Origin of the sequence: Kitasatospora sp. NPDC005856 (genome assembly GCF_040629945.1) — a bacterium.
GTDB lineage: Bacteria > Actinomycetota > Actinomycetes > Streptomycetales > Streptomycetaceae > Kitasatospora.
Genome location: NZ_JBEXWT010000110.1, coordinates 18,299 through 27,530 on the forward strand (window position 1 = coordinate 18,299; position 9,232 = coordinate 27,530).

Genomic DNA, 9,232 nt, shown 5'->3' on the forward strand with positions numbered 1-9,232 from the left:
CTTACTACCAAAGCGAGTTGATGCAGGCGAGCAAGCTGCGCGCCTGGACGTTGACGCAGTTGCGGTGCTGCACCCAGGTCAGCAGTTGACGGACCGTCATCCAGCGGAAGTCGGGGTGGGGCTCCATCGCCTCCGGCAGGTCGTCGCAGTCGACGATCATGTAGCGGCACTCGGCGTGGTGGAAGCGGCCACCCTCCTCGGAGAGCAGGACGTCGTAGCGGATGCCGTCGGTCGCACCGACCACGTAGTCGTAGAAGCGGGGCCGGCGCTCCGGCGGAGCGTCCGCGTACGTGGCGGGGCTGCACTGGACGGTGGGGCCGAGCTCCACCACGTCCAGGAAGCCGGGCTCCACCGCCGCGCGCATCAGGACGTGCAGCACCCCGTCGATCCGGCGGGTCAGGAAGGCGACGACGCCGACGTCGACGGGGGCCAGCAGCGGCTGGTGCCACGCGTCCACCTCGCGCTGACCGCGCACCGAGACGCCGACGACGCGGAAGTGCCTGTCCTGCCGGTGCACGATGTCGCCGTCCGACACCTGCCACTCCCGCAGCCCGGTCAGTTCGACCGTCTCGACGGAGAGGTCGGTGTCGACGCGCACGTCGTTGAGCCAGCCGGAGATCTCGGCGTCGGTGTGCAGGCCGTCGGTGTCGGCGGCCTGCAGGGAGTGCCACAGGTCGGCGGCGAACTCCGGGTCGGGCGCGTCCGCCGACGGGCCGCCCGAACCGTCCGGCGGCCCGTACGGGGCGATCGGCAGGCAGGCGAGCACCGTCCGGGAGTCCATGTTGACCAGGTTCGGCACGGCCAGCAACCGCCGGATCTGACCGTACGTCAGCCAGCGGAAGGAGTCCCGGACCTCGACCTCGTCGGTGGTCTCCACCACCATGTTGCGGTTGCGCTTGCCCAGGAACCAGGCGCCCTGCTCGGACTGGAGCACATCGGCGAGCACCCTGCCCCGGCCCGCCTGCAGGAAGTGGTCCAGGTACGGGATGGACGCCCCGCCGTGCACCTTGGTGTAGTTGCTCCGGGTGGCCTGCACGGTCGGCGACAGCTGGAGCTGCCTGCGGTTGCCCGGCTCGATCTTGGCCTGCACCAGGAAGTGCAGGACGCCCCCGAACTCCTTGGCCAGCAGACCGAGTATGCCGACCTCGGGCTGGTGGATGATCGGCTGCTGCCAGGCCCGCGGGTTGGGCCCGGCCGCGGTGACGTCCGCCCCCTGAATGCTGAAGAACTTCCCGCTGTCGTGGACCAGCGAGGCCTTGCCCTCGGTGAAGTGCCAGCCCTTCAGCTCCGCCAGCGGGACCTGTTCGACCGTCATCCGGTCGTTGGTCTCGCGGTCGTCGAGCCAGGCCGCGAACTCCTCGTTCGTCGTCAGTACGCCTTCGGTGACCAGCCCCGACCGCGTGACGCGCGGGCCGTCGGACAGGACCTCGGCCGACGCGGACGGCCGACTGGGAATTTCGCTCATTATTCACCCCTCTGCAGAAGCACCGGCGCATACCGTCCCGCCCCTCTTTAAATTCACGCTAAAACCGGCCGAATTCCCACCGGATCCCGCCGTTCCGCTGCTCGGTTTTAGCACCGGCCAAGGCCGCCGTTAGCGCCCGGTGCGATTCTCGGCAGAAATTCCTATTGACCGATGCGAGGCGGGGAAAGCGGATGAGTTCCGACTCGGCTGATCTGGGCCAGACGGCCAACGAGGCGAAGCTGCGTGACTATCTGAACCGGACGACCGCTGGTCTCCGTCAGGTGCGCCGACGCCTCGCGGAGGTCGAGGACCGGGAGCACGAGCCCATCGCGGTGGTGTCCATGGGCTGCCGCTTCCCCGGCGGGGTGGACTCGCCGGAGGCCCTCTGGGAACTGCTGCTGGCGGAGCGGGACGCCGTCACCCGCGTCCCCGGCGACCGCGGCTGGGACATCGACGACATCTACGACCCCGACCCCGACGCCCCGGGCAAGAGCTACACCCGGGACGGCTCGTTCCTGGAGGGCGCCGACCGGTTCGACGCCGACTTCTTCGGAATCAGCCCCCGCGAGGCCCTCGCGATGGACCCGCAGCAGCGCCAGCTGCTCGAGGTCGCGTGGGAGACCTTCGAGCGGGCCGGAATCCCGCCCGCGGCGCTGCGCGGAACCCGTACCGGGGTGTTCGTCGGCAGCATCGGCCAGACCTACAACCAGAGCCTCGGGCCGGCCGTCGACCAGGTCGAGGGCTACGTCCTGACCGGCACCCAGAGCAGCATCATGTCCGGGCGGATCGCCTACGCGTACGGGCTGGAGGGCCCGGCGCTCACGGTGGACACCGCCTGCTCCTCCTCCGCGGCGGCCCTGCACCTGGCGATCCGGGCGCTGCGCGGCGGCGAGTGCGACCGGGCCCTGACCGGCGGGGTCACCATCATGGCCACCTCCGCCTGGTACACCGAGTTCAGCCGCCAGCGCGGCCTGGCCCCGGACGGGCGCTGCAAGCCGTTCGCCGCCGCCGCCGACGGCCTCGGGTGGGGCGAGGGCGTCGGCCTCCTGATGCTGCGGCGGCTGTCGGACGCCCACCGGGACGGTGACCGCGTGCTGGCCGTGCTGCGCGGCTCGGCGGTCAACTCGGACGGCGCCAGCAACGGCCTGACCTCGCCCAACGGACCGTCCCAGCAACGGGTGATCGAGCTGGCGCTGGCCGATGCCCGGCTGACCGCCGGGGACATCGACGCCGTCGAGGCGCACGGCACCGGCACCACGCTCGGCGACCCGATCGAGGCCCAGGCCCTGCTCGCCACCTACGGCCAGGACCGGCCCGGCGGCGAGCCGCTCTGGCTGGGCTCGGTGAAGTCCAACATCGGCCACCCGCAGGGCGCCGCCGGGGTGGCGGGCGTCATCAAGATGGTGCTGGCGCTGCAGCACGGGCTGCTCCCGAAGACCCTGCACGTCGACGCCCCGACTCCGCACGTGGACTGGGAGGCGGGCGACGTCCGGCTGCTGACCTCCGCGCGGCCGTGGCCGGAGAGCGGGCGGCCCCGCCGCGCCGCCGTCTCCTCGTTCGGCGTCGGCGGGACCAACGCGCACATCGTCCTGGAGGCCGCGCCGCCGCGCCCGGAGCCGACCGCGCCGGACCAGGCCGTCCCCGACGCCGCACCGGCCGTCCCCGCCGCCGCGCCCGCCGCCACCGGGTCCGCCGCCCCGCCCGTCCTGGCCGGGGGCGAGCTCCCCTGGCTGCTGTCGGCCCGCAGCGAGCGCTCCCTGCGCGGCCAGGCCCAGCGGCTGCTGGACTTCGCGACCGCCCGCCCGGAGCTCCCGTCCGCCGACGCCGCCCACGCGCTGGCCGTCGAGCGCGAGCACCACGAGCACCGCGCGGCCGTCGCCGCCGGCACCCGTGAGGAGCTGGTGGAGGGCCTGCGGGCGCTGGCCGACGGCAAGCCCGGTGCCCGGGTCGTCCGCGGCCGGGGCACCGCGGCCCGGACGGTGTTCGTGTTCCCCGGGCAGGGCTCCCAGTGGGAGCGGATGGCGGTCGACCTGCTCGACGACTCCGAGGTCTTCCGCGAGCACCTGCACGCCTGCGCCGACGCCCTCGCCCCGTACACCGACTGGTCGCTGCTCGACGTGCTGCGCGGCGCGCCGGGCGCCCCGACCCTGGAACGGGTCGACGTGGTGCAGCCGGCGCTGTTCGCCGTGATGGTCTCGCTGGCGCGCGTGTGGCAGGCCGCCGGGGTCGAGCCGGACGCCGTGGTGGGCCATTCCCAGGGCGAGATCGCGGCCGCCCACATCGCCGGGGCGCTGTCACTGGACGACGCCGCGCGGATCGTGGCGCTGCGCAGCCGCGCCCTGCTCGACCTCGCCGGCACCGGCGGCATGGCCTCCGTCCCGCTGCCGGCGGCGCAGACCGCCCGGCTGCTGGATCACCCCGACCGGCGGAGCCTGAGCATCGCCGCGGTGAACGCCCCGGGCTCCACGGTGGTGGCGGGCGCACCGGAGGAACTGCGGGAGCTGGTCGACTCCTGCCGGGCCGAGCGGGTCCCGGCCCGGCTGATCCCGGTGGACTACGCCTCGCACACCCCGTACGTGGAGGCCGTCCGCGAGCGGATCGGGGAGGCGCTGGCCGGGATCGTGCCGCAGCCGGTCGACATCCCGTTCTACTCGACCGTCACCGCCGCACCGCTCGGCGCGGACGAGGCCCTCGACCCGGCCTACTGGTACCGCAACCTGCGGCAGCCGGTGCGGTTCGAGGAGGCCACCCGGGCCCTGCTGGCCGACGGGCACACGCTGTTCGTCGAGGTGAGCGCGCACCCGGTGCTCACCACCCCGGTCCAGGAGACGATCGAGGACGCCGGCGCCGAGGCGGTCGCGCACGGCACCCTGCGGCGCGACCACGGCGGACGGGCCCGGCTGCTGGAGTCCTTCGCCGAGGCGCACGTCAACGGCGCCCGCCCGGACTGGACGCGGATCGCGGCCGTCCGCCCGCGGACGCCCGTCGACCTCCCGACCTACGCCTTCGCCGGGGAGCGCTACTGGCCGGAGGCGGCCGGGGCGGCCGGCGACGTCCGGTCGGCCGGGCTGGGCTCGGCGGACCACCCGCTGCTGGCGGCCGAGACCGTACTGGCCGACGGCACCGGCCACCTGTTCTCCGGACGGCTGTCGCTGCGCACCCACCCGTGGCTGGCCGACCACGCGGTGCACGGCTCGGTGATCGTGCCGGCCACCGCGTTCGCCGAGCTCGCCCTGCACGCGGCGTTCCGGGTCGGCTGCGGCGAACTGGCCGAGCTGGCCCTGCACGCCCCGCTGGTCCTGCCCGGCCGGGAGGCGGTGCGGATCCAGGTGGTGGTCGGCGCGCCGGGGCCGGACGGCGAACGCGCCATCGGCATCCACGCGCAGCCGCAGGACGACGACCGGGATTCCGAGGACCTCCCGTGGACCCGCCACGCGACCGGGGTGCTGGCCCCGTCGGCACCGGCGGCGGAGCGGCCCGCCGAGGAGTGGCCCCCGGCGGGGGCGACCCGCCTGGAGACGGCGGAGGTGTACCCGCGGCTCGGCGCCCTCGGCCTGGAGTACGGCCCGGTCTTCCGGGGGCTGCGGGCCGCCTGGCGGCTGGGCGACGACCTGTTCGCCGAGGTCGAGCTGCCCTCCGGCACGGACGTCCGGGGCTTCGCCCTGCACCCGGCGCTGTTCGACGCGGCGCTGCACGTGACGGCGCTGAGCGGCGCCGAGCACGACGGCCGGACGAGGCTGCCGTTCGCCTGGCGCGGGGTGGCCGTGCACGCCGTCGGGGCGACGGCGGTGCGGGTGCGGCTCACGCTGTCCGGACCGGAGACCGTCGCGCTGTCGGTCACGGACCGCGGCGGCGCACCGGTGGCCTCGGTGGAGGCGCTGACCGTACGGCCGCTCACCGCCGACCGGGGCGCCGCGCCGGCCGGCCGCCGGGACACGCTGTTCCGCCTCTCCTGGCAGCCGGTGACCGCCCCCGCCGAGCGGGACGACCCGGCCGGCTGGGCGGTGCTCGGCGCCTTCCCGCACCCCCTCGAGTGGCTCGGTGCGCGGCCGCGGACGGCCGACGACCTCGCGGCGCTGCTGCACGAGGCCGACGCGGGCGTGCCGCTCCCGGCGACGGTGGTCGTGTTCGCCGCGGCGCAGGACCCGGCCGAGGACGGCGCGGGCCCGGACACCGGGGCCGGGGAGCCGATCGACGGCGCCCATGCCACCACCCACCGGATCCACCGCCTGGTCCGGCAGTGGCTCGCCGACGAGCGGCTGGAGGACAGCCGGCTGGTCGTGGTCACCGAGCGCGCCGTCGCCGTCCGGGCCGGGGAGCACGTCACCGGCCTGTCCACCGCCCCCGCCTGGGGCTTCGTCCGGGTCGCCCAGCTGGAGCGGCCGGACCGCTTCGCCCTGGTGGACCTCGACGGCCGGGAGTCCTCCGTACGACGGCTGCCCGAGGCCCTCTCCGCTCAGGAGCCGCAGCTCGCCCTGCGCGACGGCGCCGCCTTCGCGGCCCGGCTGATCCACGCCGACACCGAGGCGCTGCTGACCCCGCCCGCGGACGCCGCCGCCTGGCGGCTGTCGACCACCGCGGCGGGCACCGTCGACAACCTCGTCCTGGAGCCCTCCCCCGCCCTCGAACGACCCCTGGAGGCCGGGGAGGTGCGGGTCGCCGTCCGGGCCGCCGGGGTGAACTTCCGCGACGTGCTCATCGCGCTCGGCCTCTACCCGGGCGAGGCGGCCATCGGCAGCGAGGCCGCCGGCGTGGTGCTGGAGGCCGGCCCGGACGTCACGGACCTGGCGCCCGGCGACGCCGTCATGGGGCTGTTCCCGGAGGGCGCGGTCGGCCCGGTGGCGGTGGCCGACCGGCGGGCGCTGACCCGGGTGCCGTCCGGCTGGACGTTCGTCCAGGCCGCCGCGGCGCCGGTCGCGTTCCTGACCGCCTACTACGCGCTCCACGACCTGGCGGGGCTGCGGTCCGGGCAGCGGCTGCTCGTGCACGCCGCCACCGGCGGGGTCGGCATGGCCGCCGTCCAACTGGCCCGGCACTGGGGCGCGGAGGTCTTCGCGACCGCGAGCCGCCCCAAGTGGGACACGCTGCGCGCGGCGGGCTTCGACGACGCGCACATCGCGGACTCCCGGACGCTCGGCTTCGAGGAGGAGTTCCGGGCCGCGACCGGTGGGGAGGGCGTCGACGTCGTCCTGGACTCACTGGCCGGCGACTTCGTGGACGCCTCGCTGCGCCTGCTGCCCCGTGGCGGGTCCTTCCTGGAGATGGGCAAGACCGACGTCCGCGACCCCGACGAGGTGGCGACGAGCCACCCGGGCGTCGACTACCGGGCGTTCGAGACGGTCGAGGCGGGCCCGGACCACGTCCGGGGGATGCTCGCGGAGCTGGGCCGGCTGTTCGAGGAGGGGGTCCTGCGCCCCCTCCCGGTCAGCGCCTTCGACGTCCGCCAGGCACCCCGGGCGTTCCGGCTGATGAGCCAGGCCCAGCACACCGGCAAGCTCGTCCTCACCCTCCCGAGGCCGCTCGCCGCCGACGGCACCGTGCTGGTGACCGGCGGCACCGGCACGCTCGGCGCCGCGGTGGCCCGGCACCTGGTCGCCGAGCACGGCGTCCGGCAGCTGCTGCTGGTGGGCCGGCGCGGCCCCGAGGCGGCCGGCGCCGCCGAGCTCCGGGCCGAACTGGCCGCGGCGGGTGCCGAGGTGACCGTACTGGCCTGCGACACGGCCGACCGGGAACAGCTGCGCCGGGTGCTCGGCACGATCCCGCCCGAGCACCCGCTCACCGCCGTCGTGCACTCCGCGGGCGTCACCGACGACGCCGCCGTCACCGTCCTGGAGCCCGGTCAGCTCGACCCGGTGCTCCGCCCCAAGGTCGACGCCGCCTGGCACCTGCACGAGCTCACCCGCGACCTCGACCTCAGCGCGTTCGTGCTGTTCTCCTCGCTCGCCGGCACCCTCGGCAACCCGGGGCAGGCCAACTACGCGGCCGGGAACACCTTCCTGGACGCGCTGGCCGCCCACCGGCACGCGCTGGGCCTGCCCGCGGTCTCGCTCGCCTGGGGCCTGTGGGAGAGCGCCAGCGGCATCACCGCCGACCTCTTCGAGGAGAAGCGGCACGCCGTCGCGCACAGCCTGCTCACCACCATGTCGGACGCCGAGGCGCTCGCGCTGTTCGACGCCGGGCTCGCCGGGGGCCGCCCCGACCTCGTCCCCGCCGGGATCAACCTGGCCGCGGTCCGGGCGGCGGCCGAGACCCGGTCGGCGCCCGCGGTGCTGCGCGGCTTCCTGCGCCCCGTCCGCCGCCGGGCCGGCGGCAGGGCGGCCGCGCAGGGCTCGCTGGCCCGGGAGCTCGCCGGCCGCTCCGACGCCGAGCAGCGCGGCCTCCTGCTGGACCTGGTGCGCGGCAACGTCGGCGCCGTACTGGGCCACCCCGCGCCGGAGACGATCGACCCCCGGCGCCCGTTCCAGGAGATCGGGTTCGACTCACTGACCGCCGTCGAGCTCCGCAACCGCCTGAACGCCGAGACCGGCCTGCGGCTGCCCGCCACCCTGGTCTTCGACCACCCGAGCGCGGCCGCGCTCGCCGAGCACCTGCGCGAGCGGCTGGGCGGCCGGGCCGAGGGTGCCGTCGTGCGCGCCGGGGCCGCGCCCGGCGGCACCGACGACCCGGTCGTGATCGTCGCGATGGCCTGCCGCTACCCGGGCGGCGTCCGGTCCCCGGAGGACCTGTGGGACGTCGTCGACACCGGCCGGGAGACGGTCGCGGGCTTCCCCGAGGACCGCGGCTGGGACCTGGACGGCCTCTTCCACCCCGACCCCGACCACCCCGGCACCTCGTACGTCGACCGGGGCGGCTTCCTGGAGGAGGCCGGGCACTTCGACGCCGAGTTCTTCGGCATGAGCCCGCGCGAGGCGCTGGGCACCGACCCGCAGCAGCGCGTCCTGCTGGAGACCGCCTGGGAGACCCTGGAGCGGGCCGGCATCCCCGCCGGGACGCTGCGGCGCAGCCGCACCGGCGTCTTCGTCGGCATGACCTCCTACGGCTACCCGGCCGGCGCGTCGCGGGAGGCGCAGGCCGTCGAGGGCTACCTGCTGACCGGAGCGGCCAGCAGCGTCGCGTCCGGCCGGATCGCGTACGCCCTCGGCCTGGAGGGCCCGGCGATGACCGTCGACACGGCGTGCTCGTCGTCGCTGGTGGCGCTGCACCTGGCGGTGCAGTCGCTGCGCAACGGCGAGTGCGACCTCGCCCTCGCCGGCGGCGTCACCGTGATGCCCTCGCCGAGCGTCTTCGTCAGCTTCAGCCGCCAGCGCGGCCTGGCCCCCGACGGGCACTGCAAGCCGTTCGGTGCCGACGCCGACGGCACCGTCTTCTCCGAGGGCGTCGGCCTCCTGCTGGTCGAACGGCTCTCCGACGCCCGCCGCAACGGCCACCGGGTCCTCGCGGTGGTGCGCGGCTCGGCCGTGAACTCCGACGGCACCAGCAACGGCCTGACCGCCCCCAACGGCCCCTCCCAGCAGCGGGTGATCGAGCAGGCCCTCGCCAACGCGGGCATCACCCCGGCCGACGTGGACGCCGTCGAGGCGCACGGCACCGGCACCACGCTCGGCGACCCGATCGAGGCCCAGGCCCTGCTCGCCACGTACGGGCAGGACCGGCCCGACGGGCAGCCGCTGTGGGTCGGCTCGGTGAAGGCCAACATCGGCCACACCCAGCAGGCGGCCGGCGTGGCGAGTGTGATCAAGACGGTCCAGGCCATGCGGCACGGCCGGC

Annotated in this window: 2 protein-coding genes; one reads left to right on the forward strand and one right to left on the reverse strand. The window is 75.5% G+C overall.

Features of this window, described 5'->3' with window-relative positions; genetic code table 11:
* Positions 1-4 precede the first annotated feature (4 nt).
* Positions 5-1,465, reverse strand: coding sequence for an NDP-hexose 2,3-dehydratase family protein (locus ABZ449_RS37050; RefSeq protein ID WP_360355056.1), 1,461 nt, complete (start codon positions 1,463-1,465; stop codon positions 5-7).
* Between the two features lie 191 nt (positions 1,466-1,656).
* Between ABZ449_RS37050 and ABZ449_RS37055 the strand changes: the two genes are divergently transcribed.
* The coding region (locus ABZ449_RS37055) for an SDR family NAD(P)-dependent oxidoreductase (protein ID WP_360355058.1) at positions 1,657-9,232 on the forward strand (7,576 nt) is incomplete at its 3' end.

What these genes read in the sequence shown, in the direction of transcription:
- ABZ449_RS37050 (WP_360355056.1), bottom strand. Translation starts at nt 1,465, where the DNA reads ATGAGCGAAATTCCCAGTCGGCCGTCCGCGTCGGCCGAGGTCCTGTCC.